The following is a 25281-nucleotide window of genomic DNA, read 5'->3' as shown; positions in this document are numbered from 1 at the left end:
ACGGGCCGCCGCCACCATAGCTGACATGCTGTCAGTTGTCCTCTGCGGTACCGGAGCCGACCCGGCCGGCCGTACGCGGGCCGGGTCAGCGCACCGCTGTGAGCGAACCGCCCTCCCGGAGCCGGGCCTTCAGTTCCACCGAGGCGTCGCGCGGCGCCCGCACCGCGAGCGTCGTACCGGAGGCCGACGCGCGGACCGCGCCGGTGGCCTGGATCCGGTCGACCGCACGGCTTCCCGCTGCCAGCACGTACCATCGCCCCGAGGGCGCCTTCCAGTGCGTGCCGCCCAGGACGTGCTGACCGAACCGGCTGCACAGCGCCGTGTCGCGCTGGTCGCCCACCACGGTCGCCGGGGCGGTCGTCGACGGATCAGGTCCCAGGAACTGCACCAGCACGCGTCCTGGCCCCTGCCAGGTGTCGGCCCGGGTGCAGACCCACTGCGCCGGGGCGCCGCCCTCCGGGAGGCGCTGCTCGGCGAAGTCCCAGTTGTTGACCGCCCGCACACCGGTGCCGCCCAGCGCGCGCAGCGAGCACGCGGTGCGCGCCCAGCTCAGCAGTGCGGGGCCGCCCGTCGCCTCCCTGGGCTGCCGTGCGGGAGCGCCGCCGCCGGGTTTCGGCGTGAAAGTGAGGTGAACCGGGGCGAGATCGCCCAGGTCGGTGACGAGGAACGCGTGCTTCTCCACGATGCGCTCCGAGGACCGTAGCTGCATCACCGGCCAGGAGTCGCAGCCGCCCTCCGGTGAGGGACGCGGGACGGGGTCCGTCACACCGTCCGCCCCCACCTTCAGCGCCCGCGCCGGAGTGTCCGGCCGCAGCAGATCGCGGGTCGTGGACTGCGCGATCCAGGGCGCCAGCAGAAAGCGGGCACGGCCCCCGCCGCGGCTGACGACCACGGCCGCACCCGTCGTCACATCCGCGTCATCGGTCCGGGCGAAGTCCAGGGCCGGGGCCCCGGTCCCGGACAGCGGCTCCGCGTAGCGCACCACCCGTACCCCGCCGTCGTGGAACAGCACCACGGCGGCGCCGTCCACCTCACCGGCGTACAGCAGCCGAGGCGGCTGGGCGGGGGGCACCGCGAGCGCCCCAGGGGTGGTCGAGACCGAGGTTCCCCTCGGGGTACGGCCCCAGGCCGACAGCGCCCGGCCGAGCAGCGCCCGGTCGTCGGTGCGGTCCCCCCGGGCCGGCCACGCGGTGAAGTCGACGCGGGAGGTGTCCGCCCACTCCTCCGCCGCGGTACGCAGCAGCGCCGCCGGATCGAGGGCGGGGGCGAGCGTGCTCCCGGCGTCGGGGAGACGGACAGCGGAGCCCTCCTCTGCCAGCGCGACCACGCCGCCCGCCACCACGCACAGCGCGGCGACGCCCGCCACCACCCGCATCCGGTGCCGGCGTCGCAGCAGATCGCTCGGCCGCGTCTGGAGCACGCACGGATCGAACTCCCCGGACCTCAGCAGCGCCCCGGCCCCGGCACGGTCACCGGTCCCGAGCCGCCTGGCCGCCCGTACCGCGCTCGCCGGGTCCCGCGCATCGGCGCGGGCCAGCAGGGACTGCGCCTCCGGCTCGTCGAGCTCCTCCAGCAGCCGCAGCGCGAACGCCGCCCTGACAGCCGCCGACACCGTCGACAGCTCCTGGTCCAGCGCCAGTTCGGCCGCTCCGCCGGCCCGCGGGAAGAGCCGCAGGCCCCAGACCGCCGGGAGCGAGGGGCGCAGCGCGGCCGGTGCCGGCAGTCGTCCCGGCCACCAGCGCGGCCGCCGCTCGTGGGCCAGCGCGGTGTGCAGGACACGCAACCGCATCCAGGCGTAGGCCGAGGTCACACCGTCGTCAGGAGCGGGCGCGGGGGAGGCGCCGCGGGTCTGTGCCGCAACCCGGGCGGGCGCCGGAGCCTCGGGCGCCCTGCCCGCCCCGGGCAGGGCGCGCTGCACAGCGGCGTGGGCGGCCAGCACCCGGCGATGCCGGCCGAGGGCGGGCGGCAGCACCAGATAGGCGAGCCGGACGAGACGCGGGTAGTGCTCCACGAGCGCGGCCTCGGCCTGCGGGACGCCGGGGCGTTCGCTGCTGCCGGAGGACCGCTGCTGCGGTTGGTGGATCGGCATGAATTCGATGCTTCCTGAGCCGTGGGCGGAAACCGTCACACCGACAAACGACTCGATCGTGTGACGGTCACATCACCTGCTCAGGGCACCCGTCAGCACCGTACGGATCCGGCCACCGGTCACTTGCAGTCCCGCGCCGGCCGGTCGAGCATCGAGTCGAGCACCCGGCCGAAGATCCGCCGCCCCGCCCCGGAGATCAGCGGATCACCCCACCTCGGCAGCAGCCGCACGCTCAGCTCCTCCACCCACACCACATGGGAGCCGGCATGAGTGGGGTACACGTCGATCGACGCCCGGCCCAGCACCACCCGGCCACGCTTCTCCAGACGGCACATCCCCGCCCGGCTGCCGGACGGCGGTGACCACCGGACCACTTCCATCGGATCGTCGAACGCCAGCGGACCGATTCCGGTGCGTGCCACGAAGACCGTCCCGGCCCGGGTCGCTGTCCCCGCGGGCACCGTGATCGTGGTCAGCGGGACCTGCGCGGCGTGCCGTTCCCAGTCCGTCACCCGGCGCCAGGACTCGGCTGCGGGCAGTGGGGTGAAGCGCTCGATCCGGAAGACGGCCACCACACGATCCTAGAGCCTGCCGGGCCTCCCGCGAGCGGAGCGGAATCCGGGGGGCCACCGCGGGCCGGGCCGAGCCCGCCTCAGCCCCGGGCGGGCCCGCCGTCGGCGCCCCGGCCCGCGACCACCAGACCGGGCAGGTGCTCCTCGATCTCCTCGCGGACCTCGTCGGAGAGGCCCGCGTCCGTGACGAACGTGTTCACCTGCTCCAGTGTGGCGAACGAACTCAGCCCCACCGTGCCCCACTTGGTGTGGTCCGCGACCACCACCACGCGCCGCGCCGACTGGACGAAACGGCGGTTCGTCTCGGCCTCGGCCAGATTCGGCGTGGACAGGCCGGCCTCGACCGAGATGCCGTGCACACCGAGGAAGAGCACATCGAAGTGGAGCGAGGCGATCGCCTGGTCCGCGACCGGGCCGACCAGCGAATCGGACGGCGTCCGTACCCCGCCCGTCAGCACCACGGTCGCGGCACCCGGCCGGGCACCGGGCGATCCCGGACGCTGCGCGGTGTGGAACACATCGGCGACCCGAACCGAGTTGGTCACCACCGTGAGGTCCGGCACGTCCAGCAGGTGCTGGGCGAGCGCGTAGGTCGTGGTACCGCCGGACAGCGCGATCGCACTGCCGGGCACGGCCATCGCGGCGGCAGCCCGCGCGATGTCCTCCTTGGCGGTCAGCTCCAGCGTCGACTTCGCCTCGAAACCGGGCTCGTGCGTACTCGCCTCGACCACCGGTACGGCGCCGCCGTGCACCTTCTCGATGACACCCTGCCGGGCCAGCGCGTCAAGATCCCGGCGGACGGTCATGTCGGAGACGCTCAGCTTGCGGGTCAGCTCATTGACCCTGACCCCGCCGCGCCTGCGCACCTCGTCGAGGATCAGCGCGCGTCGCTGCTCCGCGAGCAGATTCTGATTCTCGCTCAACGCCGGGTCCGGTCCTTCCCTGTGGCCGTGCAGGAGTCCGTTCGGACGGGGCTCATCCTGCCACGCGGTGTCGCGGGCCGCCGCACTGGGGAGATTTCGTGAGAGCGGCACGGACACCGCCGCCAGGGCGTGACTCTGGTGACCGGCCATCAGCCGCCTTCCCCTCCGAGAGCGAGTCACCCAGTGCCACCTCCCACCCAGGCCACCCAGAGCACCGGGCCAGCGCTGGAACTGCTGGTCCACGGTGTGGGCGGAACCACGCCCCAGGAGATGCTCGTCGACCCGCGCACGGTCCGCGTCACCGGCGACGCCACCGCCGCCATCTACCGGCGTTCCGGCGACATCGACGCGGAGCAGCACCCCGAGCGGTACCGGGACCGGCCCATCCCCGAGGCCTACTGCTGGTCCAACCTCACCTCCGGCAACGGCTCCCGCGCGCTGTGGCTCCTGCTGCTCCCGTTCATGGTGATCAACCTCGCCCACTGGATGCGCCCGGCCGCCACCGGCCGCCCCCGCACCGTCCGGCTCTACGGGGCACTGGTCCGGCTGGTCGCGCTGAGCCTCACCGTCCTGCTGACCGCCGCGGCCTGCGAGGTCGCGCTCGACCTGACCGCCTGGCAGTGCGCCGGGGTGGCCGCCTGTTCCGACCAGCGATCGTGGCTGGGCTTCCTGTCCGCCGCCCAGGGCGGCTGGTGGTCTCAGCCGGGCCGCCGGCTCGCCCTCGCGGCCCTGGTCCCCACCGCGCTGGTGGGACTGCTCTGGTACCTGTCCAACCGCACCTGGAGCGCCTACGAGTCCCAGCGCCCGCTGACCGGCGCCTTTCCCGATGACGACGACAGCGCCGGGACCGCCCCCGCCGAGCCGCTGCGGCCCGCGCTCGGGCGCCCCGGATTCTGGTTCGGGCGCCGGCTCGTCGCCCGGCTGCGCGCCGCCCACACCGCCGCCGGGTTCCTGACCGTCACCGCCTCCGTCGCGGGCGCGGCGGCCCGGCACGACCGGGCCGCGCAGGGTTCGGTCCCCGCGGTGTACGGCCGGGTCATCGAGGCGCTGCTCGTCCTCGGGATGCTGGTGGTGCTCTGGGTCGTCTGCCGGCGCGGCCGCAGCGAACGGCGCCTCGACAACCGGCTCGACCGCGCCGTCATCACCTACCTGCCGGGGGCGGCGCTGACCCTGCTCGTCCTCGCCTCTGTGCACGCCGCCTGGTCCCGGCCCGGCTGGGCCTCCTCCGGCACCCTCCCGGGCGACATCACCTTCCGCGTCGTCACCCTCGCCCAGGGAGCCTTCGTCGTCGCGCTGGCCGCGGTGGCGTGGCGGCTGTACCGGCGCGGCCCGGAGCCGCGCACCGTGATGCGGGGCCTCGGCGGCCCCTCGGTCGCGATGCTCGCCTGCGCGCTCGGCGGCGTGATGACCGGCGGGGTGGCCCAGCGGGTGGCCGACTGGCTCGACGGTCCCGGCAGCCCCGGCATGGGCCGCAGCGCCGTCATAGAGGGGCCGCCGGTCCTGCTGAGCTGGCAGGCCTCCGTCATCCCCGTGCTGCTGGTGCTGCTCCTGCTTCCCGGCGCCGCCCTCGGCGTACGGACCTACCTCGCCGCCCGCAGCCTGGAGCCCATGGTCGACGCGGAGTACCAGGAGCGGCGGCCCGACCCCGCCCGTACCAAGCAGATCGCCCGGACCCGCGCCACGGCCGCGCTCACCGACTCCGCGCCCGGCATCGTCGGCCTGGTCTCCGGCGCCACGCTGCTGCTGGGCGCCGGGGCGGTCGGCGGGGCCTGGGCGAGCGGGCAGGTGCCGGGGCTCGCGATGGACGGCAGCAGCCCCTTCGTCGAATCGGTGGCAGAGGCGGCGCAGTCGACCGGATCCTGGATGATCGGCTTCGGCTTCCTGGTCTTCGTCGCCTGCGGCCGGCGTGCCTACCGGGACGCCTCCGCCCGGCGCACCATCGGCATCCTCTGGGACGTCGGTACGTTCTGGCCGCGCGCCGCCCACCCCTTCGCACCGCCCTGCTACGCGGAGCGCGCCGTCCCCGACCTGGCCTCACGCATGTCCGGCTGGACGGCGAGGACCCGCGGCCGGCTCGTCATCTCCGGCCACTCCCAGGGCAGCGTCCTGGCCGCGTCAGCGGTCTGGCAGCTGCCCGCCGGTACCCGCCGCAGGGTCGCCCTGCTCACCTACGGTTCACCGATCGAGCGGCTCTACGGGCGTTGGTTCCCCGCCTACTTCGGCCCCGCCCAACTGCACGGACTGCACCGCTCCGTGCACTGCTGGCGCAACCTGTGGCGGGCCACCGACCCGATCGGCGGCGAGATCCGGCTCGGCGAGGAGTCGGGGCCGGAGGTGGACCGGGGCCCGCTGAAGGACCCGCTGGTCTACGGACGCACCCCCGAGCACCCGCTGCCCGAGCCGGTGCTGGGCCACTCCGACTACCAGGCCGACCCGGTCTTCGCCCAGGAGCGGGCCGCGCTCCTGGAACGGCTGACCCCGCTCCTGCCCCAGCAGGCCGACGAGTCCCGCCAGGAGCTCAGGGAAGTTCCGGGAGGTCCTCCGGGTACAGCAGGGTGAGGTCGTCCGTGCTCGTCTCCGCGAGCTGGGCGACCCGGCCCGCATGCCGCTCCACCATCGACTCGAAGGTCTGGCGGGCCGTGCGGCCGTTGCCGAACGCGGGCCCCTTGGGCAGCTCGGTGAAGTACTTCAGCAGCGCCTCGTCGGTCCCGGAGGCCAGGCTGTACTCCTGCTCCTCCGTCTGCTGCTCGACGATCCGCAGCAGCTCGCGCGGATCGTAGTCGCTGAAGGTGATCGTCCGTGAGAAACGGGACGCCACACCGGGGTTGACGGTGAGGAACCGCTCCATCTCGTGGGTGTAACCGGCGACGATGACGACCACCGCGTCCCGGTGGTCCTCCATCAGCTTCACGAGCGTGTCGATCGCCTCGCGGCCGAAGTCCCGCCCGGAGTCCTCGGGGGACAGGGCGTACGCCTCGTCGACGAACAGCACCCCGCCGCGCGCCCGCTCGAACGCCTCCTGGGTCCGGATGGCGGTCGAGCCGATGTGCTCGCCGACCAGATCGACCCGGGACACCTCGACCAGATGGCCCCGCTCCAGGACGCCGAGGGCGGCCAGGATCTCCCCGTACAGCCGGGCCACCGTCGTCTTGCCGGTGCCGGGGGAGCCGGTGAAGACGAGGTGGCGGCGGACAGAGGCGGCCTTCAGACCGGCCTCCTGGCGTCGTCGCCCCACCTCGATCATGTCGGTGAGGGCGCGCACCTCGCGCTTGACGCTGTCGAGCCCGACCAGCGTGTCCAGCTCGCCCAGCACCGCCGCGGAGGTGCGCACCGGCCGGGCCGGGGGCTCCACGGCGACGGGCTCGACGGCACGCGGCGCCGGGACCGCCCCGAGCAGTCCGGGGGTCGCCTGGGTCGCCGTCAGGACAGCCGGCGGCGGGGGAGTGGCGGTGCGCAGCGCGCTCTCGTCGCTGGTGCAGTCCTCCACGACCGGGCCGGTCCCTGACCCGTCGCTCTGGGCGCCGCCCTCCGGGAACTCGTAACCCCCGCGGGCACAGCGCTCGGTGCGGCAGCGGGTCAGCGTCGTACGGCAGCCGTCCATCACGTGGAAGCCGTAGCCCTCGCTGCCGGTGACCCGGCAGCCGTGGAAGGTGCCGCGGCCCTCGGCCGACACGTAGAAGCCGGCCTCGGCGGGTGAGGTGACCGTGCAGCGCTCGATCGTGGGATCGGCGCCCTTGGTGACGATCACGCCCGTCTGGGCGGTATCGATGGTGCAGTTGTTCAGGGTGCCGCCGCTCCCGTGGTCGCGGAACCAGGCGCCGGTGGACGTCTCACGGATCCGGCAGTCGTCGAGCTGCGCCGTCGCTCCGTCGCTCACCGAGACCGCCGTGTTGCGGATCTGGGAGAGGTCGCTGTCCACGACGTCGGCGCGCGAGCCCCGGTCGAGCACGAAGATGGCGTCCGGCACGTCGTGGACGCGGCAGGAATCCAGTATCACCGTCGCTCCGTCGCTGACCCAGACCGCCGGGTAGTCGCCCGTACTGTCGTGGATCTCGCACTGGTTCGCGTCGACCCGGGTGCCCGGGTCCCAGACCGAGAGCCCGTTGCGGCCGAACCGGCGCACCGTGGAGCGGGTCAGGGTGAGGACCGAGCGCGAACGCAGGTCCACCGCGTTCTCCGGGATGTCGTGGATGTCGCAGTCGGCCAGCGTGAGCACCGCGTCGGTGTCGAGGGTGACCCCGTCCGCGGAGGTGCGGTGGACGGTGCAGTCGGTGAGGTGGGCCGAGCCGCGGGCGGCCACCTGTATTCCGCTGCCCTTGATCTCGTAGATCTCGCAGCCGACCGCCTCAAGACCGCTGCCCTCACCCGTGACGGACAGCCCCGCCCCCGAGGAGTGGTGGATACGGCAGCGCTCCAGCCGGGGATGCGCGCCGTCGCGCACCGAGACACCGGACTGACCGGCCGAGACGATCTCGCACTCCTCGAACACGCCGCCCGCGCCGTCGAGTACGGCGATGCCGACGCCGGCCGGATTGTCGACGGTGCAGCGGCGCACGGTGGGCCGGGCCGCGCCGCGCACCTCAAGCCCGGCGGCGGAACGGGTCACGATCCGCAGGTCCGCGAGTTCCGGGGCGCCTTCCTCGATCAGCAGCGCGGGGGCCGCCGAGTCCTGGCCCTCGACATGGAGGTCCTGGACGACGGCGGAGGCGCGCAGCGTCAGCGGTACGCCGTCCACGGGGGCGATCCGGACGGACCCGAGGGAGCCTTCCGGGCCGCGCAGCGTCACCGCGCGGGCGATGACGAGGTTCTCCCGGTAGGTGCCCGGCGCGACGGTGAGCACATCACCGTCCGCCGCCGCTTCCAGCGCCGCGGTGAGGGAGGCGTATTCGCCAGTGCGGCGCCGCCACCGCGATGTGCCGGTGTGCGTCACCTGGACCGTGCCCTGTGCCATGGCGCTGACGTGCCCCCGCCTCGTGCGTGTGTGATGCCCTGGTCACCGGCCTCGCGGCAGTGACCACCCAGAGTCCGCCCTGCCGAAGTGAGAGGCGGGCCGGTCCACCGTAGCGCGCGCGGAGGGCGGGAGTTGACCTGATGGGCAGCCTCGCGGTGCCGTGACGGGCAAAGCCTCCCGGGCGGGACGGACCCGGCTCAGCTGCCGGTACCGGTCCTGCCCCAGTCCGGACCGGCCCTGGCCCAGGCCCGGTCGAGCCGCTCGTACCGTTGCCGGACCATGCGCCAGACGATCAGCCGGCGACCGGCCTCGATCAGCAGGGCGGTGAGCATCGTGGCACCGAGCCCGGCGAGCACGGCATGGGTGTGCGCCGTCGGCGCGTCCATGGGGCGCAGCGCGGGATGCCCCTCGGGGTCGGTCCAGATCCTGACCCGGGCCCCCGGAGCGGTGTTGCGCGATGAGGTCGTCACCGTGGCGCTGCGGGCGGTGCCGTCCGGTGCGTGCCAGCGGGCCAGCACCGTGGTCATGGCCGCGCGGTCGGTGGAGACCTCCGGGTCGGCGACGAAGTGCTGTGAAGCCGCAGAGCGGCGCACTACGACGGCGGTGGTGAGACGGGTCCGCGCCTGCTGGGCCCGCACGGATTCCTGCAACGCGCCGTCGACGCGCGAACCGGACAACCAGCCGGACGCCGGCGCCGCGAGCACGAGAGTGACGAACGCGACCAGGGCCACCCACGCCTCGTGCCGGTCCGTGGCACGGCGCAGAGGGTTGTGCCGCCAACGCCAGACTCCCGAAAGTGCCCGCACAGTCCTGCACCCCCTTCCGTATCCGTCTTAACCCGATACGGTGCGGTCCGCACGCCGGAGCGACCGGGAGAGAGCAACCTCACCCCGCCCAACGCACCGGCCCGCTCCGGGAGTTCCCGTCAACGGGGGACGGTTCGTCACGGGCATCCGGCGAGAGCCGCCGTCGAGTCCCCATGGCTCGACCGCACTCTCGCCGGCCGCCGGTGCCGTCTGCACTCCGAACGGGCGGCTGTGGACGGCACGGGGTACGGCAGGGCGCATGCGCCCATTCTGCCAGCAGCCGCCGACAGCACGCCGCCTGCGCGGCGTTACCCCTACAGGACGCCCTGGACGTCCCCAGGTCCTGGTACCTCTGGCCCTAGTACCCCCGGCCCTGGTACGGGCGGTTGTACGGGTCCTCGTACGGCGACTGCGCGGGAACCGGACGCGGCGACGCCGGGCGCATCGACTCGTAGCCGGTACCCGGCGCGGGCCGAGGCTGCTGTTGCTGCTGCGGCGGCGACTGGTAGCCGCCCCGGCCGGCGGCCGGCTGCTGCGGGATGTACGGCGCCGGGGCGTGCTGCAGATGGGCCGGCTGCATCGGCGCGTAGCCCTGCTGCGCGGCCGGCTGCGGGTAGCCGTACGACGGAGCCGGCTGGGAAGGCGCCGACGGAAGGGCGGGGAGAGCCGACGGGAGTGCCGGCAGATAGCCGCTGCCGGTGTCGTAGGCGGCAGGCACTCGGATCGGCGCGATCTGAGGGGTGCCCCGCTCCGCGACGAGGGAGTCGTAGATCGGGGTGTCGGGGAACGACGGCGCGGCGTAGTAGCCACCACCGTAGGTGGAGCGAGGGGAGGTCATGCCACCTAAGTTAAGCCCACGATGTGCCGATTGGGGAGTCCCAATCTTGCGGTTATCCGTTTTACGCGGATTCTGCCGTCCTGACCTGCCAGAACATTGTTAAAGCCTTCGTTAACAGAGGGGGCTTTTCAGTGGGAGGTTCCGCAGGACGTGAATAGGGCTTGGTCGAATCGGTATTAGCCGGCCGGCCGCTTGTCCAAGGGAGTTCGGCGCCAGGATGGTCATGAACCACTCGGGGAAAGGGAGGGAGCGGGGCCGCCCCAGTGGACGGCCCCGCTCCCTCCCTTGTCTCCTCTGCGGCCGGTCAGGCGGCCGGGTCGCGCCGCAGCGCCACCACGTCGATCTCCACGAGGATGTTCATCAGGTCCGAGCCGACGGTGGTGCGCACCGGGCGCGGATCGCTGAAGTGCTCCCGGTAGACCTCGTCGTACGCCGCGAAGTCCCGGTGCAGGTGCTGGAGGTGGACCGTCGACTTCACCACGTCGTCCAAGTCGAGTCCGTCCGCCCGGAGCAGGGCGCGGAGGTTCGCCAGGACCTGGCGGGTCTGCTCCTGGACGGTGTCGGCCACCGCCCCGGTGTCCGGGTCCTGCGGTCCCAGACCCGAGGTGAACAGGTACGGCCCGGCGGCGATCGCCTTGCTGTAGCCGCCGGCCGGTGGCGGCGTGCGGTCGCTGTGCACGGCGCGCTTGACGGGGGCCGCGACGGGCCGGGGAGGGGTACTCATCGGGTCAGGTCCCCCTCGCGCTCGTTGACGCCGGCGTAGTGGCGCAGCTTGTCCTCGTCGACCGTGACGCCCAGTCCGGGGCCGTCCGGCACCCGCAGCCGGCCGTTCTCCAGTGTGAGCGGCTCGATGATGTCGTCCGCGTGCAGGTAGTACATGGAGTCGATGGCGCGCGACAGCACGGGGGTGGAGGCCACCACCGCGAGGTGCGCCGCCGTCGCGATGCCGAGCTCGCCACCGCTGTGCAGGTTCATGCCGAGCCCGAACGTCTCGCAGTGCGCGGCCAGCGCCTTCGTCGGGGCGATGCCGCCCCACTTGTACACGTCACCGTGGATCACGTCGACGGCGTTCAGCCGCATCGCGGGCGCGAAGTCCTCGAAACGGACCACGCACATGTTGGTGCACAGCGGGATGCGGACCTTCTGCCGGACCTGGCTCATGCCCTCGATCCCGACGCACGGGTCCTCCAGGTACTCCAGGTCCAGCTCCTCCAGGGCGATGCCGGCCCGGATCGAGTCCGGCACCGACCAGGCCGCGTTCGGGTCGACGCGCAGGTTCACGTCCGGCAGCGCCTCGCGCACCGCGCGCAGGATGGCGACATCGCCCTCCACGTCCTTGGTGCCCTTGAGCTTCACGGCGGTGAAGCCGCCCTCCGCCACCACCCGCACGGTGTGCTCTGCCAGCACGCCCGGCAGGTCCGCGGGGCGGGCGCCCGGCGCGTCGGCGCGGGTGATCAGCGCGGTCAGCGGCACCTCGTCGCGGACCCGGCCGCCCAGCAGGTCGGTCACCGACTGGCCGGTGGCCTTGCCCATGGCGTCCCAGCAGGCGACATCGAGCGCGGCGAGCGCCGCGTAGCCGAGGTAGCCGTAGAAGAACGGCACCATGTGGTGGCGGCGGTGGAAGGACTCCAGGGCGAACGGGCTCGTCCCGATCAGGTCCGCCGCGAGGTCGCGGACGATCGCGGCGACCGGCTGGCCCCACATCGTCTCGCCCCACCCCTCGACGCCGGAGTCGGTCCTGATGCGCACCACGGTGCGCGTCTCCCCGGTCTTCGTCTCGAACGAACTGGTGAACGGGTTGACCAGGGGAAGGTTGACGACCTGGACGTCGACCTCGGTGATCTTCATGGGGTGCGGGTTCCTCTCGGTGGGGGCAGGCAGGGGGCGGGTCACGCGGTGGGGCGGGTGGCGGCGTCGAAGGCGAGTACCGCGCGCGCCAGGCCGAGGGCGCGGCGCTCCAGCAGCCGGGCCCCGCTCCCCGCGTCGGCGCCGGACGCGTCGTCGGTGGAGCCGCCCACCCGCTCCCACTCGCCGTGCCGCTCCACGGTCAGACCGGGGTAGGGCGGCTTGTCGAACAGCGGCGGCGGGTCGACGGGCTCGCGCCCGGCCCGCTCCGTCCGCACCAGCTCGGGCCGGGCGGCCAGCATCAGCGAGGTCTCGAACCAGCCGGCGTGCCCGGGGATCAGCCCGGAGGCGCCGTCCTCCTCCGGGGCCTCCCCGGGCTCCCCGGTGTCGGTGAGCGTCCAGTACGAGCAGGCCGCCGCGGTCACCTCGGCGCGCAGCGCGAACCGCTTGACCGCGAGGCGCATGATCTCGTCGTTGCCGCCGTGGCCGTTGACGACGAGGACCCGGCGGTAGCCGCAGGCGGCCAGCGAGTCCAGCAGTTCGTCCAGGACGGTGCCGAGCACCGGGGCCGACAGGGTCAGCGCCGCGGCGAACAGATGGTGCGGGCTGTGCCCGTACGGCAGGGTCGGCAGCCGGACCAGTCCGGGCACGTCCGCACCGGCGGCGGCCCGCTCCGCCAGGACGGCCAGGGCGCGGGAGACCACCGCGTCCGCGAGCATCGTGTCCGTGCCCATCGGCAGGTGCTCGGCGTGCTGCTCCTGCGAGCCGATCGGCAGGATCGCGATCGATTCGGCCGCCGCGGCGCGGGTCTCGCGCCAGGTGCTCTCGGTCAGATTCCGGTGAGTCATGCCGCTGTCTCCCCGGATCGGTGGCATGACAGAGTCGGCGCATGGCGCATGAACGTATTCCTTTGCGGTTGGTACCCGATCCGCGGCCGGACGAGCCGGCCGGGCGGGACGTCGGTGTGCTGGGCGCCGTCGAGGTGCTGCCCGGTCTGGTGCGCTCCGCGCTGCTGGAGCGCACCGGGGTCGTAAGGGAACGCGCGCAGGCCCGCTTCGACGCGGGCAGCGCGGACCCGGGTGTGGTCGACGAGGCGCTGCGGGAGGCAGCCTCGGTGTTCGCGGGCCACGCCCCGCTGGGCGTCGGCGTGGCCGCCGCCGGGGTGGTCGACCCGGCGGCAGGGCGGATCGTCGAGGTCAACGACGCGCCCGCGCTGCGCGGCTACCCGGTCGCGGAGCGGCTGACGGAGCTGGCCGGTGCGCCCGTCCAGGTCGAGCACCGGGCCCGCGTCCAGGTCCTCGGGGACCGGTGGTTCGGCGCGGGACGCGGCCGGCGCTCCTTCGCGTCCGTCGCGACCGGTGAGGTGCTGGGCGTCGGCATCCTCTACGACGGTCAGGTGCTCGCCCCGGTCGGCGGCCGCAGCGGCGCCCATATGACGGTCACCGCCAGTGGCGACGTCTGTACCTGCGGCCGGCGCGGCTGCTGGAAGACCGTGGCGACGACCCGCTGGCTGCGCGACCGCGCCGCCGCACTCGGCATGGACCCGCGAGGCGTCTCGCCGGGCACGCTGCTCGCCTTGGCGGACCCGGCGGCCCGCGAACTCGTCGTGCGGTACGCGGAGAACCTGGTGCTCGGCCTCGCCACCGTCCAGCAGCTCTTCGCCTGTGGACTGTTCGTGCTGCACGGCGAGGCGCTCGACGGCGGTGAGCCGTTCCGTGAGCTGGTCGAGACCCTGCTGCGCGCCGATGAGCTCGGCGGCGGCGAGGCCCCCACCGTGGTGCTCGGCGAGCCGGCCGACACCGGCACGCTGCTGGGTGCGGCGGGTCTGGTCCTGTCCGGACGCTAGGGCGCCGCGAAGGCCTGGCGATCCGGCGGGCGGTCGCGGGTTCATGCCGCCTCGTCCGCCCGGACGCGGCGCCGCGAGGGGTCGGGGACCGGCACCGCGTCCAGGAGCCGCCGCGTGTACGCGTCCCGAGGCTCCGTGAAGACCTGCCGGGCCTCGCCGCTCTCCACGATGCGGCCCCGGCGCATCACGGCGACCCGGTCCGCGATCTGCCCGACGACGGCCAGGTTGTGCGAGATGAAGAAGTACGTGAGACCCAGGCGTTCCTGGAGCTCCGCGAGCAGGTCCAGGACGCGGGCCTGCACGGACACGTCGAGCGCGCTCGTCGGCTCGTCCAGGACGACCAGGCGCGGCTCCAGGGCGAGGGCGCGGGCGATGGAGATGCGCTGGCGCTGTCCGCCGGAGAACTCGTGCGGATAGCGGTCCAGGATGCCCCCGTCCAGGCCGACGGAGTCCAGGAGCTCGCCCGCCCGCTCGCGGACCGCCGCCCTGCCGCGCCGCCCGCGCGCCCACTCCTCATGGGTGACGAGCGGTTCCCCGACGATGTCCGCGATGCGCATCCGCGGGTTCATGCTGGAGTACGGGTCCTGGAGGACGACCTGCATCTGCCGTCGCAGCGGCCGCAGTTCGGCGCCGGTCAGCGACAGCAGCTCCGTACCGTCGAACCGCACACTGCCCGCAGTGGGTTCCAGCAGTCGCAGCAGCAGCCGGGTCAGCGTCGTCTTGCCGCAGCCGGACTCCCCGACCAGGGCGAACGTCTCTCCCTCGCGGACCGTGAGGGAGACGTCGTCGACGGCGACGCTCGGCGGCCGGCCGGGGAACTCCTTGCGCAGTCCGCTGATTTCCAGAAGGTCGCTGGTGGTCATGGGGCGGGCTCCAGTCGGGGGGTGGCGGCCAGCAGGTCGCGGGTGTACTGCGCGGCGGGGCGGCCGAAGACCTGGTCCACGTCCCCGGTCTCCACGACCTCGCCGTGCCGCATGACCGCCACCCGGTCGGCGGTCTCCGCGACCACCCCCAGGTCGTGGGTGATGAGCAGGACGGCCATGCCGTGCCGGCGCTGCAGCGTGACGAGCAGTTCGAGGATCTGCCGCTGCACGGTCACGTCGAGCGCCGTCGTCGGCTCGTCCGCGATCAGGACGCGCGGCCGGGCCACGAGCGCGGAGGCGATCATGACGCGCTGGCGCAGCCCGCCGGACAGTTCGTGCGGGTACTGCCGGTAGCGCTGCTCAGGGTCGGGGATGCCCACCTCTTCGAGCGCGGTCAGCGCCGCCTGGCGCGCCTGCGCGCGGCTGTGGCCGCCGTGCAGCCGCAGCGCCTCTGCGACCTGGGCGCCGACCCGTTGCAACGGGTCGAGACTGGTCATCGGGTCCTGGAACACCATGGAGATCCCGGCGCCGCGCACCTTGCGCAACTCCCGCTCCGGCAGGGCCAGTACGTCCCTCCCGTCGAGAAGGACCCGGCCGCCCGCGTAGACGCACGGCGGTTCGGGGTTGAGGCGCATCGCGGACAGCGCGGTGGCGGATTTACCGCTGCCTGACTCACCGACGACGGCGAGGGTCTCACCGGCGGCGACGGACAGGCTCACCCCGCGCACCGCGTGCACGGTGGAGGCGGCGAGTTCGAAGTCGACGCGCAGGTCCTGGAATTCGAGGACGGGTGCGGCGTCCGGGGCATCGGGGGAGTGGGTCATCGGCGGTACGCCTTCGGGTCCGCGACGTCGCGCAGCGCGTCGCCCAGGATGTTGATGGCCAGGGAGGTGAGCATCAGAGCCACACCGGGGAACACAGCGATCCACCAGGACGTGCCGAGGTACAGCTGTCCGTCGGCGAGCATGCCGCCCCAGGTCACCGTCTCCTTCGGCACACCGAGGCCCAGATAGCTGAGTGAGGCCTCCGCGACGATCGCGGCCGCGATGTGCAGGGTCCCGATGGTGGCGAGGGGCGCCATGACGTTCGGAAGCAGATGCCGCCGCATGATCGTCAGGTCGTCCACGCCGATGGCCCGCGCCTCGGTGATGAAGTCGCGGGTGCGCAGCGACATCACCTCCGAGCGCACCACCCGGGCGTACGAGACCCAGCCGGTGATGCCGAGCACGAGGATCACGTAGCCCAGTCCGGAGCCGACGAAACCGACGACGGCGAGCGCCAGCAGGATCGCCGGGAAGGCGAGCTGGACATCGGCGACGCGCATCACGACGCGGTCCGTCCAGCCGCCGAGGTAGCCGGTGGCGAGGCCGGCCGCGGTGCCGATGACGCCCGCGAGCAGGGCGGCGCCGGCGCCGACGAGCAGCGAGACACGGGTCCCGTACACGACGCGGGAGAGCAGGTCGCGGCCGAGCTGGTCGGTGCCGAGCAGATGGGCGGTGCTGCTGCCGGACTGCCAGGCGGGCGGCTGGAGGCGGCCCAGGAGGTTCTGCGCGTTCGGGTCGGCGGGCGCGATCAGCGGTGCGCACAGCGCACACACGATGATCACCGCGAGGAGGACGAGCGCGACCGCGGCGAGCCGGTTGCGCAGCAGCGAGCGCCACACGGACGGCTGTTTCGCGACGGCCGGGGGGATTTCGGCGGTGGGCGCGGGGGCGGTGGTGGTCATCGGGAGTTCCTCACCCTCGGGTCGAGGAGGCCGTAGGACAGGTCCACGAGCAGGTTGACCACGACGAACGTGGCGGCGAAGAGCAGCACCGTGCCCTGGACCAGGGGGAAGTCGCGGTTGGCGATGGCCTGCACGGTCAGCTGGCCGACACCGGGCCAGGAGAAGACCTGCTCGGTGAGGATCGCGCCGCCGAGCAGGCTGCCGACCTCCAGGCCGACGACGGTCACCACCGGCAGCGACGCGTTGCGCAACCCGTGCCGCAGCACGGTGCGCACCGGACCGAGACCACGGGCGCGGGCCGTACGGATGTGGTCGGAGCCCAGCACGTCGATCAGGGACGAGCGCAGCAGCCGGGCGACGACGGCGACCGAGTAGACGGAGAGCGTGACCGCAGGCAGGACGAGGTGGGCGAACGTGCCGTACCCGGAGGCGGGCAGCGCGTGCAGGCCGACGGCGAACACCAGGATCAGCAGGATGCCGATCCAGAAGGGCGGGGTGGACTGGCCGACGAGCACGGCCGTGATGACGCCCCGGTCGGCAGGCTTGCCCCGGCGCATCGCCGCGATCGTCCCGGCGGGCAGCGCGATCAGCAGCGTCACCACGAAGGCACCCGCCGCGAGCAGCAGGGTGGCCGGGATGCGGTCGGCCAGTACCTGGCGCACTGGCTGGCTGTAGAAGAGGGAGTCGCCGAAATCGAAGCGCGGCAGCCCCCACAGATAGTCGAGGTACTGGCTGAACAACGACTTGTCCAGGCCGAGGCTGTGCCGCAGCACGCTCTCCTGCTGGGCGCTGGCGTCCGGCGGCAGCATCACCTTCACCGGGTCGCCGGACAGCCGCACCAGGAAGAAGACGACGGTCGCGGTGCACAGCAGCACCAGGACCGCGGTGCCCAGTCGGGCGGCGGCCGGGCGCAGCACGGCCACGACGCGGCTGCGCGGTGCCTCGGCCGGACCGGCGGGCCCGGCGGACTTGGCGGGCAGGGTCAGGGACTCGCTCATCACACGGCCACCTTCGCGCTCGCCATGTCGAGGATTCCGGCGGCGCCGGGCGTCCAACTGGGCCGGGTGTTGTGCACGTAGATGTTGTCGATCTGGTAAAGGGGCACGAAGGGCGCCTCGTCCTTGATCAGTTGCTGGAGACCGGAGAAGGCGCGGCGCCGGACGGCCGGATCCACGGACAGTTCCTCGGTGTCCACGAGCTTGTCGGCGCGCTTGTCGTGCCAGCGGCTCTGGCGCCGGTCGCTGCGTACGTTGGACTGGAGCATGCTCTCGCCGTCCAGGGTCCATACGGTCGACGCGGCCAGGTACATCGGCCCGAGTGCGCCGTGGTTGTCCGAGGTCAGCCGCTGGGCGTAGGTGCCCGGGTCGAGCAGATCCACCTTGGCGCGCACCCCGGCGTGGGCGAGCAGCCCGGAGATCGCCTCCGCGACGTTCGCGTCGAGGTTGGAGGCGGTGAGCGAGGTGCTGATGCCGTCGGGGTGCCCGGCCTCCGCGAGCAGCGCGCGGGCCTTGGCGGCGGAGCGGAGGTAGGGCTTCACGGTCTCGTCGAAGCCGAACGCCCCGCGCGGGATCATCGCGGGGACCTCGGTGGCGTTGCCGCCGAGCACCGCCTTGATGAGCAGCGGTACGTCGACGGCGTGGTTGATGGCCTGACGCACCCGGCGGTCGCGCAGCGGCCCGTCCGCCAGGGTGTCGAGCGACAGGTAGGAGGTGCGGACGCCGGTGTGGTGGTCGATCCGCACCCCCGGATAACCGGCCAGCTGCTGGGCGGCGTCCGGGGTCATGCCCGCCACGATGTCCACGCCGCCGCTCTGCAGGGCGGCCAGCGCGGAGGAGGAGTTGGGGGCGGGGACGAAGACCAGCTCGTCGAGGTGCGGGCGGCCCTGCCAGTGGCCGGCGTAGGCGCGCAGCCGCAGTTCGTGGTCGCGCTGCCAGCGGCGGAACGCGAAGGGGCCGGTGCCCACGGGATGTGCGGCGAAGCCCTCGTCCCCGACCTTGTCCAGGTAGCGCGGGGGAACCACGACACCGCCGAACAGGGACAGCTTCGCCGGCAGGATCGGGTCGTGCACCGAGGTGTGCAGGTCCACCGTGTACCGGTCGACGACGGTGACGTCCTCGACGTAACGCAGCTCCACGATCGGTGACTTGGTCGCGGGGTCGAGCAGCCGCTTGATGCTGAACCGGACCGCTTGCGCGTCGCAGGGCTCGCCGTTGTGGAACGTGACGCCGCGCCGCAGCTCGAACCGCCAGACCTTGGCCCCGACGGCCTTCCAGGAGAGCGCGAGCCGTGGCCGCAGGGTGTTGTCGCGGCCCATGGAGGTGAGCGTGTCGAAGATGTTGATCAGGGCGTTCATCGACGTCATGTCGCCCTGCTTGTGCGGGTCCATCGTCTTGGGGTCCCCGGTCTGGGACACCCGCAGGACGTTGCCGGCGGCGTCCGCGGGCGGCGACCCGCACCCGGTCAGCAGGGCGGGGGCGGCCAGGGCGGGCGCGGCCAGAGCGCTGGCCCGCAGTACCGAGCGGCGGGAGCAGCCGGCGCGGGGGCCGCTTTGCCCTCCACGTATTCGTTCCATTGAACAACACACCCGTTCCGGTGAATGGAATGCAGTGCGGGTAAGGTAATCCCCATGGGGAAACCGGTCAACAGTCGTTCGCAGCAGCAGACGTCCGCCACCGCTCTCGACGAGGCGGCCGTGACAGCCCTTCCACCCGCGCCAGGCCCGGTGGACAAGGCCATGGAAGTGCTCTCCGCCCTCGCAGAAACCGGAGCGCCACACCGCCTCGCGGACCTCGCCCGTCACACGGGCCTCGCCAAACCCACCGTGCACCGCCTGCTGCGCGCTCTCGCGGCCAGTGGCTACGCCGAACCTGCCGCAGGCGGCAGCTACCGCCCCGGACCCCGCCTCCTCGGACTTGCCGCAGGTGTCCTCGCCGATGACGCGGCCACCCGCCAGACCGGCCCGGTCCTGGAGGAACTCCGCATCCGCACCGGCCTGTTCGCCTCCTACGCGGTGCGCGACGACAGGGCCCTGGTCCACCTGCGCGTGCACGCACCCGCCCAGGGGCCCGCCCTCGGCCTGCGCCCCGGAACGCGTGAGTCCGTCACCGCGGGCGCCGCCGGACTGGCCCTGCTGGCGGCCCTTCCCGCAGAGGACGCCGAAGCCCTGCTGACCGGACCGGACGGGGCCCCCGCCGACGAGGTGACACGCACCGCGCTGGCCGCCGCCGCCCGCGACGGCTACGCCTTCGACAGCGCTGACGCCTGGCGGGACCGCCGCGCGCTCGCCGCCCCGGTCCGCGATGCCGCGAGCCGTCCGGTGGGCGTGCTCGTCCTCACCGGCCTCGCCTTCACCCTCGACGAGGCGGCCGCGCATCTGTACGGGCCGATGGTGCGCTCCGCCGCGGCCGCGGTCTCCGCGGGCCTCGCCGCGCAACCGGGAGCACGGCTCGGCCTGGTGGCGGAGCCGGACCAGGGGACGGGGTACGGACGGTGAGCAACCACCACGCCGCCGCACGCCGGCGCATCCTCGAACAGGGACGGGCGCGCGGCCTGTACTCCGGCGCTGCCTGGTCCCTGGGCGACGCGAACGGGCCGTACGACCGGGGCTGGACCGGCAGCCGGGCCAACGGCGGAGCCCCGCTGGACGGCACCGACCTGTGGGACCTCGCCTCGGTGACCAAGCCGATCGTGGGCCTCGTCGTCATGGCCCTGGTGGAGCGGGGCGTACTCGGCCTCGACGACACCGTGGGCCACCACCTGGACCGGTACCGCGACAGCCCGCACGCCGCCCGCACCCTCGCCCAACTCCTCGACCACACATCTGGGTTGCCCGGCGGCGTCCCCCTCTACCGCGAGCACCCCACCCGCGAATCGCTGCTCACCGCGCTGGGGACACTGGAGCGCACCGCCGAACCCGGCACGCACGTCGCGTACTCGTCCCAGGGGTTCATGCTGCTCGGCCTGATCGCCGAACAGGCCACCGGCCGGGGGCTGGACGCGCTGCTGACGGAGTTCGTCAGCACGCCGCTCGGACTCACGGACCTGTGCTTCCGGCCCGGCCCCGGGCGCCGGGCCCGTGCGGTGGCCACCGAGGACTGCCCGTGGCGCGGCCGGACCGTGACCGGCGAGGTGCACGACGAGAACGCCGTCGTGCTCGGCGGTGTCGCGGGCCACGCCGGTCTCTTCGCCACCCTCACCGACATGGAACGGCTCGCGCGCTCCCTGCTCGGCGGTGGCCCGGCGTTGCTCGCACCGGACACCCTCGCGCTGATGACCGCACCCCGCACCGACCATCTGAACCTGCGCCGCGCCCTGGCCTGGCAGGGGACGGACCCGCACACGTCGCCGGTGGGCGACACCTTCGGGCCCGCCTCGTACGGGCACACCGGATTCACCGGCACCAGCCTGTGGATCGACCCGGAGGCGGCGCGTTACGCGATCCTGCTGACCAACCGCGTCCACCCGGACCGGACGGAACGCGGATTCGTGCCGCTGCGACGGGAGTTCCACACGGTTCCCGCCCACCCCTGACCGAGGCCGGCGGCGTCGCGCACGCCGGGCGTAGGGGCCCGGAGCCAGATGTCGGGAGCTGTGGCCCCGGCTGAGGGACGCCGGTTCGATCGTCACCGCGCCCGATCCGGCGGACGGCAGAAGGATCGTGACCGCGCCCGATCCGACGGACGGCAGAAGGCGGTTGATCCGCCGGGCCCCGTCCGGCCCTGAGTAACAGCCTTCCCGCACCTCATTGACAGCGCTTTCCGCCGTGGGCGAGTATCCGTCCCGAACACCTCTGACAACGTTGTCCAGGGCGGGAGATCTCATGCAATCGCAGGAGCACCAGGGCGGACTTCCACGACGGCGGCTGCTCCAGGCGGGCGCCGTACTCGGTCTGGCCGCCACCCAGGTGGCCAACGCGTCGCCCGGTCACGCGGCCGCGCGCACGGCAGCAGGGCCGCCCGGCATCGAGTTCGGCGGCGGACAGGACCAACTGCTGGGCGCCGCCTACCGGTCCGCGTGCCACAACCTGCTGGACATCAACACCGTCCCGTACGACCCGGCGGAGTACAACCAGACCGGTCTGATGACGGACTCACCCGGTACGTTCATCCGGGCGGGCGGCGGATACGAGCAGCCGTGGACCCGGGACGCGTCGGTCAACTCCTGGAACGCGGCCAGCTTTCTGACGCCGCAGGTGGCACGCAACACCCTGTGGGCGGTGTGCCGCCGGCAGGACGACGGCACGCTGATCGTGCAGCAGGACAACCAGTGGTGGGACCAGATCGTGTGGGCGGTGGCGGCCTGGCACCACTACCTGGTCACCGGGGACCGCGCGTTCCTCACCGATGCCTTCCAGAGCGCCGTCAACACCCTGCGGGCCGACCGCGATCAGCACCACAACGAGCGCTACGGGCTCTTCGAGGGCCCCGCGTTCCTCCAGGACGGCATCGCCGGCTACCCCGCCCCGCCCGCAGACCCGGACAACCCCTCCTCGTTCGTGCTCGACCACCCGGGCACGGACAAGATGATGTGCCTGTCCACCAACTGCCTCTTCCACGCCGGGTATCTCGCCACCGCCGCGATGGCGCAGGAGACCGGCGACCGGCGCACCGCGCAGGAGTTCCGGCTGGCCGCCGCCCGGCTGCGCACCGCGATCAACGCCCACCTCTGGCGCCCCGACGCCGGAACCTACGGCTACTTCATCCATGGCGAGGGCGAGCGGGCCGGCCGGCTGGAGACGTACGAGGAGGCCAACGGCCTCGCCTTCGCGGTGCTGTGCGGGGTGGCCTCCGAGCGCCAGGTGCGCACGGTCCTGGACCGCACCCATCACGAACCGCACGGCGTGGTCAACGTATGGCCGCACTTCGAACGCTTCGACGACCAGCATCCCGGCCGCCACAACGCGATCGTGTGGCCGATGACGGTCGGGATGTGGGGGCACGCGGCTGCGGCCGGCGGCCGGACGGACCTGCTGGCCCGCGCGGTCACGGACATCGCCACCCTCGAACACCAGGACGGCCACTTCTGGGAGATCCACAACGCCCTCACCGGCGCGGTGGACGGCGGCTGGCAGAACGCGCGTCAGTGGGGCTCGGAGCCGGACCAGACCTGGTCCGCGACGGGCTACCTGCGCCTCATCCACCAGGGCGTGTTCGGCATCCGGCACGAGCGGGACGGGATCCGGTTCGCCCCGAACCTGCCGCCCGGCTGGGGTCCGGTGACCCTGCACGACCTGCCCTACCGCGGCATGACCCTGGACATCACCCTCACCGGCTCAGGCCGCCGGGTCGTCTCGTCCACCGTCGACGGACACCACCGCACCACGGTCCCCGCCGGCCTCCGGGGGCGGCACCGGGTACGGATCGAACTGCGCTGACGTCCCTCGGTCCGGGAAGCGGGCTCATCGCCTGACGCCGCGGGACCGCTGCTACCGGGGAGGCGCCAGGGTGTACCGCGTCTCCCCGGGGATGTGCGACGTGTCGCGGCGGGCCAGCAGCCAGTACAGCACCGCCGGGATCACCAGGCCCACGATCCAGGAGATGTCCGCGCCGCCCAGCGGATCCACCAGCGGCCCCGTGTAGAAGTTCGTCGCGAGGAACGGGAGCTGGGCGAGGACGCCCACCCCGTAGACCGTGAGGGCGTCCCAGCGCCAGGCGCCGTAGCGGCCCCCGGGGTCGGAGAGCGCCGGGATGTCGTACCGCTCCCGCGAGATCAGGTAGTAGTCGACCAGGTTGATCGCGGACCACGGCGTGAAGAACGTCAGCAGGAACAGCAGGAAGTCCTTGAAGGACGTCAGGAAGCTGTCCTTGCCCAGGAGCGCCACCGCCGTTCCCGCGACCATGATCACCGCGATGTAGAGGGCCCTGCCGCGCTGCGAGAGCGTCTTCTGGCCGCGGAATCCGCTGACGCCGGTCACCATCGACATGAAACCGCCGTACGTGTTCAGCACGTTGATGGTCAGCTTTCCGAACGCGACCACGAAGTACAGGAACGACGCGATCAGGCCCGCACCGCCCAGGCCGACCACGTATCCGACCTGGTTGGAGAGGAACGCGTCCCCCGCGCTCGCCGCCACCAGCACTCCGAACGTCATCGACCACTGCGAGCCGAGGGCAGAGCCCGACAGGGTCCACCAGAACGTGGCCCGGCCGGACGTCGCCCGCGGCAGATAGCGCGAGTAGTCCGCGACGTACGGCCCGAAGGCGAGCTGCCAGGACGCCGAGAGCGACACCGCGAGCAGGAACATCGGCAGTCCGAAGTGCGCGTCGCCGAGCAGCGCCGACAGGTCCACGCGGTCCAGGAGGCGGATGCCCAGGTAGATGAAGGCCAGCGCGCAGACCACGCTCGCCACTCGTCCGAGGACGTGGATCACCCGGTAGCCGACCGCCGCCACCACCCCGGTGACCACCGCGAAGACGATGATGCCGGTGGTGTCGTTCGTGTGCGTGAGCTCGGCCGTGGCCTGTCCGGCGAGGACGCTGCCGCTCGCGAAGAAGCCCACGTACATCAGGACGACCAGGAGGAGGGGGACGACCGCGCCGCGCACCCCGAACTGGGCGCGGGACTGGATCATCTGCGGCAGACCGAGCTTCGGTCCCTGCGCGGAGTGCAGGGCCATGACGGCGCCGCCGAGCAGATTGCCCAGCAGGAGGCCGGCCAGCGACCACACCACGTCGCCGCCGAAGACGACGGCGAGCGCGCCGGTGACGACCGCGGTGATCTGCAGGTTCGCGCCGAGCCAGAGGGTGAACTGACTGAACGCGGTTCCGTGCCGTTCGCCGTCCGGGACGACGTCGATGGAGCGCCGCTCCACCAGGTCTTCAGCTGCCATGACTCGGTTACCCGGCCTCTCGTTGTTGTGTCCCGCCGTGTGGTCCGGCGGTGGGTGCTACTTGATTCCGTGCCGTGCCGCCCAGTCGCCCGCGACGTCCTCCGGGTCCTTCTTGTCCTTGTCCACCAGGCGGTTCAGCTCGGTGAGGTCCTCGGTCGTCAGCGCGTTGCCGAGCCGGCCGAGCGCCTTGCGGACCGTCGAGTCGGCCTTGCGGTCCGCGATGAGCGGGACTACGTGCTGGCCCGGGACGAGGTTCTTGGGGTCGGTGAGCACGACCCAGTGCTCGGCGGCGATGTCGGTGTCGGTGGTGAAGAGGTTCGCGACATCCACGTCCCCCTTCTTCAGGGCGCCCTTGACCAGCGGCCCGGAGGAGTCGAGGGACTTGAACTCCTTGAACTCCACGCCGTACACGTCCTTGAGGCCCACCGCGCCGACCGCGCGCTTCTTGACCTCCGGCGCCGCGCCGATGACGAGCTTGCCGTTGTGCCGGGCGAGGTCCGCGAGCGACTTGAGACCGTACTCGGCGGCGGTCTCCCTGGTGACGACGAACGCGTCGGAGTCCTCGGCGCGGCCGTACGGCAGGATCTGCAGTCCGGCGGGCAGGGCCACGGCGAGGGCGTTCTGCATCTCGCCCTCCTCCGCGGCCTTCGACTTGGTGTCGAGGTAGTGCAGCAGGGCGCCCTGGTACTCGGGCAGGAGATCGATGTCGCCGCCCTTGAGCGCGGGGATGAGGATCTCGCGGGTGCCGAGGTTGGGGCGGACCTTGGTCTTCACGCCGGCCGCTCCGAGGGCGGCGGCGTACAGGTACCCGAGGACCTGGTTCTCGGTGAAGTTGGCGGTGCCGATGGTGACGCCGTCCTTGCTGGAGCCCCCGCCCCCGCCGCCGGACCCCTGCCCGTCGAGCGAGGTGACGCCGCCGCTGCAGGAGGCGAGCGCGGGGACGGAGGCGGCGGCGAGGAGCCCGCCGAGGAGGTTTCTGCGGTTCATCGTGTGT

21 protein-coding genes are annotated in these 25281 nt (G+C 72.9%); 5 read left to right on the top strand and 16 right to left on the bottom strand.

The window, feature by feature from the left end; translation table 11 throughout:
- Positions 1-85: 85 nt before the first annotated feature.
- The 3 genes from ACZ601_RS15115 to ACZ601_RS15105 form a co-directional block, all read right to left on the bottom strand.
- Complete coding sequence (locus tag ACZ601_RS15115) at positions 86-2089, bottom strand: hypothetical protein (protein WP_469537507.1); 2004 nt, start codon at positions 2087-2089, stop codon at positions 86-88.
- 119 nt (positions 2090-2208) lie between these two features.
- The gene (locus tag ACZ601_RS15110; protein ID WP_440574878.1) at positions 2209-2661 is read right to left on the bottom strand and encodes an SRPBCC family protein; all 453 of its coding nucleotides are present in this window, start codon (positions 2659-2661) and stop codon (positions 2209-2211) included.
- A gap of 80 nt (positions 2662-2741) precedes the next feature.
- Positions 2742-3584, bottom strand: coding sequence for a DeoR/GlpR family DNA-binding transcription regulator (locus tag ACZ601_RS15105; protein ID WP_440574879.1), 843 nt, complete (start codon positions 3582-3584; stop codon positions 2742-2744).
- A 183-nt stretch (positions 3585-3767) separates the two neighbouring features.
- Here ACZ601_RS15105 and ACZ601_RS15100 point away from each other — a divergent pair, with 183 nt between their 5' ends.
- Entirely contained in the window at positions 3768-6143 is a 2376-nt protein-coding gene (locus tag ACZ601_RS15100; protein ID WP_469537504.1) for a hypothetical protein, read from the top strand.
- On the opposite strand, the gene ACZ601_RS15095 is transcribed toward ACZ601_RS15100, so the two are convergent.
- The 6 genes from ACZ601_RS15095 to ACZ601_RS15070 all read right to left on the bottom strand — a co-directional run bounded on the left by ACZ601_RS15095 (position 6103) and on the right by ACZ601_RS15070 (position 12872).
- A complete protein-coding gene (locus ACZ601_RS15095; RefSeq protein ID WP_469537501.1) occupies positions 6103-8535 on the bottom strand; it encodes a right-handed parallel beta-helix repeat-containing protein in 2433 nt (810 codons plus the stop codon). The two genes, ACZ601_RS15100 and ACZ601_RS15095, sit on opposite strands and share 41 nt — an antisense overlap.
- A 197-nt stretch (positions 8536-8732) precedes the next feature.
- Positions 8733-9341, bottom strand: coding sequence for an Rv1733c family protein (locus ACZ601_RS15090; protein WP_469537498.1), 609 nt, complete (start codon positions 9339-9341; stop codon positions 8733-8735).
- Between the two features lie 358 nt (positions 9342-9699).
- Positions 9700-10179 (bottom strand): DUF6643 family protein, encoded by a 480-nt coding sequence (locus tag ACZ601_RS15085; RefSeq protein WP_469537495.1) that lies wholly within the window; start codon positions 10177-10179, stop codon positions 9700-9702.
- Positions 10180-10483: 304 nt separating this feature from the next.
- Positions 10484-10903 (bottom strand): RidA family protein, encoded by a 420-nt coding sequence (locus ACZ601_RS15080; protein WP_469537492.1) that lies wholly within the window; start codon positions 10901-10903, stop codon positions 10484-10486.
- Complete coding sequence (locus ACZ601_RS15075) at positions 10900-12027, bottom strand: mandelate racemase/muconate lactonizing enzyme family protein (protein WP_469537490.1); 1128 nt, start codon at positions 12025-12027, stop codon at positions 10900-10902. The genes ACZ601_RS15080 and ACZ601_RS15075 overlap by 4 nt, the downstream gene beginning before the upstream one ends.
- A gap of 41 nt (positions 12028-12068) precedes the next feature.
- A complete protein-coding gene (locus tag ACZ601_RS15070) occupies positions 12069-12872 on the bottom strand; it encodes a creatininase family protein (RefSeq protein WP_469537488.1) in 804 nt (267 codons plus the stop codon).
- Between the two features lie 41 nt (positions 12873-12913).
- Between ACZ601_RS15070 and ACZ601_RS15065 the strand changes: the two genes are divergently transcribed.
- Entirely contained in the window at positions 12914-13870 is a 957-nt protein-coding gene (locus ACZ601_RS15065; RefSeq protein ID WP_469537485.1) for an ROK family protein, read from the top strand.
- A 41-nt stretch (positions 13871-13911) separates the two neighbouring features.
- On the opposite strand, the gene ACZ601_RS15060 is transcribed toward ACZ601_RS15065, so the two are convergent.
- Genes ACZ601_RS15060 through ACZ601_RS15040 form a run of 5 tightly spaced genes read right to left on the bottom strand, consistent with a single transcriptional unit; the run spans position 13912 to position 19031 of the window.
- A complete protein-coding gene (locus ACZ601_RS15060; protein ID WP_469537482.1) occupies positions 13912-14733 on the bottom strand; it encodes an ATP-binding cassette domain-containing protein in 822 nt (273 codons plus the stop codon).
- Positions 14730-15557 carry an ATP-binding cassette domain-containing protein gene (locus ACZ601_RS15055; protein WP_440576569.1) on the bottom strand — a complete coding sequence of 276 codons (828 nt, stop codon included), beginning with the start codon at positions 15555-15557 and terminating at the stop codon, positions 14730-14732. The genes ACZ601_RS15060 and ACZ601_RS15055 overlap by 4 nt, the downstream gene beginning before the upstream one ends.
- Positions 15554-16459, bottom strand: a complete 906-nt coding sequence (locus ACZ601_RS15050; protein ID WP_469537479.1) for an ABC transporter permease — start codon at positions 16457-16459, stop codon at positions 15554-15556. Before ACZ601_RS15050 ends, ACZ601_RS15055 begins: the two co-directional genes overlap by 4 nt.
- Positions 16456-17457, bottom strand: coding sequence for an ABC transporter permease (locus tag ACZ601_RS15045; protein ID WP_440576567.1), 1002 nt, complete (start codon positions 17455-17457; stop codon positions 16456-16458). Before ACZ601_RS15045 ends, ACZ601_RS15050 begins: the two co-directional genes overlap by 4 nt.
- Positions 17457-19031, bottom strand: coding sequence for an ABC transporter substrate-binding protein (locus ACZ601_RS15040; RefSeq protein ID WP_469537476.1), 1575 nt, complete (start codon positions 19029-19031; stop codon positions 17457-17459). Before ACZ601_RS15040 ends, ACZ601_RS15045 begins: the two co-directional genes overlap by 1 nt.
- Before the next feature lie 54 nt (positions 19032-19085).
- On the opposite strand from ACZ601_RS15040, the gene ACZ601_RS15035 reads away from it, so the two are divergent.
- From ACZ601_RS15035 to ACZ601_RS15025, 3 genes are all read left to right on the top strand, one after another.
- The gene (locus tag ACZ601_RS15035) at positions 19086-19952 is read left to right on the top strand and encodes an IclR family transcriptional regulator (protein WP_469537473.1); all 867 of its coding nucleotides are present in this window, start codon (positions 19086-19088) and stop codon (positions 19950-19952) included.
- Complete coding sequence (locus tag ACZ601_RS15030; RefSeq protein ID WP_469537470.1) at positions 19949-20989, top strand: serine hydrolase domain-containing protein; 1041 nt, start codon at positions 19949-19951, stop codon at positions 20987-20989. The genes ACZ601_RS15035 and ACZ601_RS15030 overlap by 4 nt, the downstream gene beginning before the upstream one ends.
- 289 nt (positions 20990-21278) lie before the next feature.
- A complete protein-coding gene (locus tag ACZ601_RS15025; RefSeq protein ID WP_469537467.1) occupies positions 21279-22832 on the top strand; it encodes an MGH1-like glycoside hydrolase domain-containing protein in 1554 nt (517 codons plus the stop codon).
- 51 nt (positions 22833-22883) lie between these two features.
- Here ACZ601_RS15025 and ACZ601_RS15020 read toward each other — a convergent pair whose 3' ends face one another.
- Both ACZ601_RS15020 and ACZ601_RS15015 read right to left on the bottom strand, forming a co-directional pair.
- Positions 22884-24287: a purine-cytosine permease family protein gene (locus tag ACZ601_RS15020; protein WP_440576562.1), complete on the bottom strand. Its 1404-nt coding sequence runs from the start codon at positions 24285-24287 to the stop codon at positions 22884-22886.
- Positions 24288-24344: 57 nt separating this feature from the next.
- Positions 24345-25274, bottom strand: a complete 930-nt coding sequence (locus tag ACZ601_RS15015) for an ABC transporter substrate-binding protein (RefSeq protein ID WP_469537463.1) — start codon at positions 25272-25274, stop codon at positions 24345-24347.
- Positions 25275-25281: the final 7 nt, after the last annotated feature.

The organism is Streptomyces sp. NPDC104307 (assembly GCF_055584045.1).
This window is presented reverse-complemented; position numbering and strand designations above follow the sequence as displayed.

What these genes read in the sequence shown, in the direction of transcription:
- ACZ601_RS15085 (WP_469537495.1), bottom strand. Translation starts at nt 10,179, where the DNA reads ATGACCTCCCCTCGCTCCACCTACGGTGGTGGCTACTACGCCGCGCCG.
- ACZ601_RS15015 (WP_469537463.1), bottom strand. Translation starts at nt 25,274, where the DNA reads ATGAACCGCAGAAACCTCCTCGGCGGGCTCCTCGCCGCCGCCTCCGTC.
- ACZ601_RS15055 (WP_440576569.1), bottom strand. Translation starts at nt 15,557, where the DNA reads ATGACCCACTCCCCCGATGCCCCGGACGCCGCACCCGTCCTCGAATTC.
- ACZ601_RS15065 (WP_469537485.1), top strand. Translation starts at nt 12,914, where the DNA reads ATGGCGCATGAACGTATTCCTTTGCGGTTGGTACCCGATCCGCGGCCG.
- ACZ601_RS15060 (WP_469537482.1), bottom strand. Translation starts at nt 14,733, where the DNA reads ATGACCACCAGCGACCTTCTGGAAATCAGCGGACTGCGCAAGGAGTTC.
- ACZ601_RS15020 (WP_440576562.1), bottom strand. Translation starts at nt 24,287, where the DNA reads ATGGCAGCTGAAGACCTGGTGGAGCGGCGCTCCATCGACGTCGTCCCG.
- ACZ601_RS15040 (WP_469537476.1), bottom strand. Translation starts at nt 19,031, where the DNA reads ATGGAACGAATACGTGGAGGGCAAAGCGGCCCCCGCGCCGGCTGCTCC.
- ACZ601_RS15025 (WP_469537467.1), top strand. Translation starts at nt 21,279, where the DNA reads ATGCAATCGCAGGAGCACCAGGGCGGACTTCCACGACGGCGGCTGCTC.
- ACZ601_RS15075 (WP_469537490.1), bottom strand. Translation starts at nt 12,027, where the DNA reads ATGAAGATCACCGAGGTCGACGTCCAGGTCGTCAACCTTCCCCTGGTC.
- ACZ601_RS15035 (WP_469537473.1), top strand. Translation starts at nt 19,086, where the DNA reads ATGGGGAAACCGGTCAACAGTCGTTCGCAGCAGCAGACGTCCGCCACC.
- ACZ601_RS15045 (WP_440576567.1), bottom strand. Translation starts at nt 17,457, where the DNA reads ATGAGCGAGTCCCTGACCCTGCCCGCCAAGTCCGCCGGGCCCGCCGGT.
- ACZ601_RS15115 (WP_469537507.1), bottom strand. Translation starts at nt 2,089, where the DNA reads ATGCCGATCCACCAACCGCAGCAGCGGTCCTCCGGCAGCAGCGAACGC.
- ACZ601_RS15050 (WP_469537479.1), bottom strand. Translation starts at nt 16,459, where the DNA reads ATGACCACCACCGCCCCCGCGCCCACCGCCGAAATCCCCCCGGCCGTC.
- ACZ601_RS15080 (WP_469537492.1), bottom strand. Translation starts at nt 10,903, where the DNA reads ATGAGTACCCCTCCCCGGCCCGTCGCGGCCCCCGTCAAGCGCGCCGTG.
- ACZ601_RS15095 (WP_469537501.1), bottom strand. Translation starts at nt 8,535, where the DNA reads ATGGCACAGGGCACGGTCCAGGTGACGCACACCGGCACATCGCGGTGG.
- ACZ601_RS15070 (WP_469537488.1), bottom strand. Translation starts at nt 12,872, where the DNA reads ATGACTCACCGGAATCTGACCGAGAGCACCTGGCGCGAGACCCGCGCC.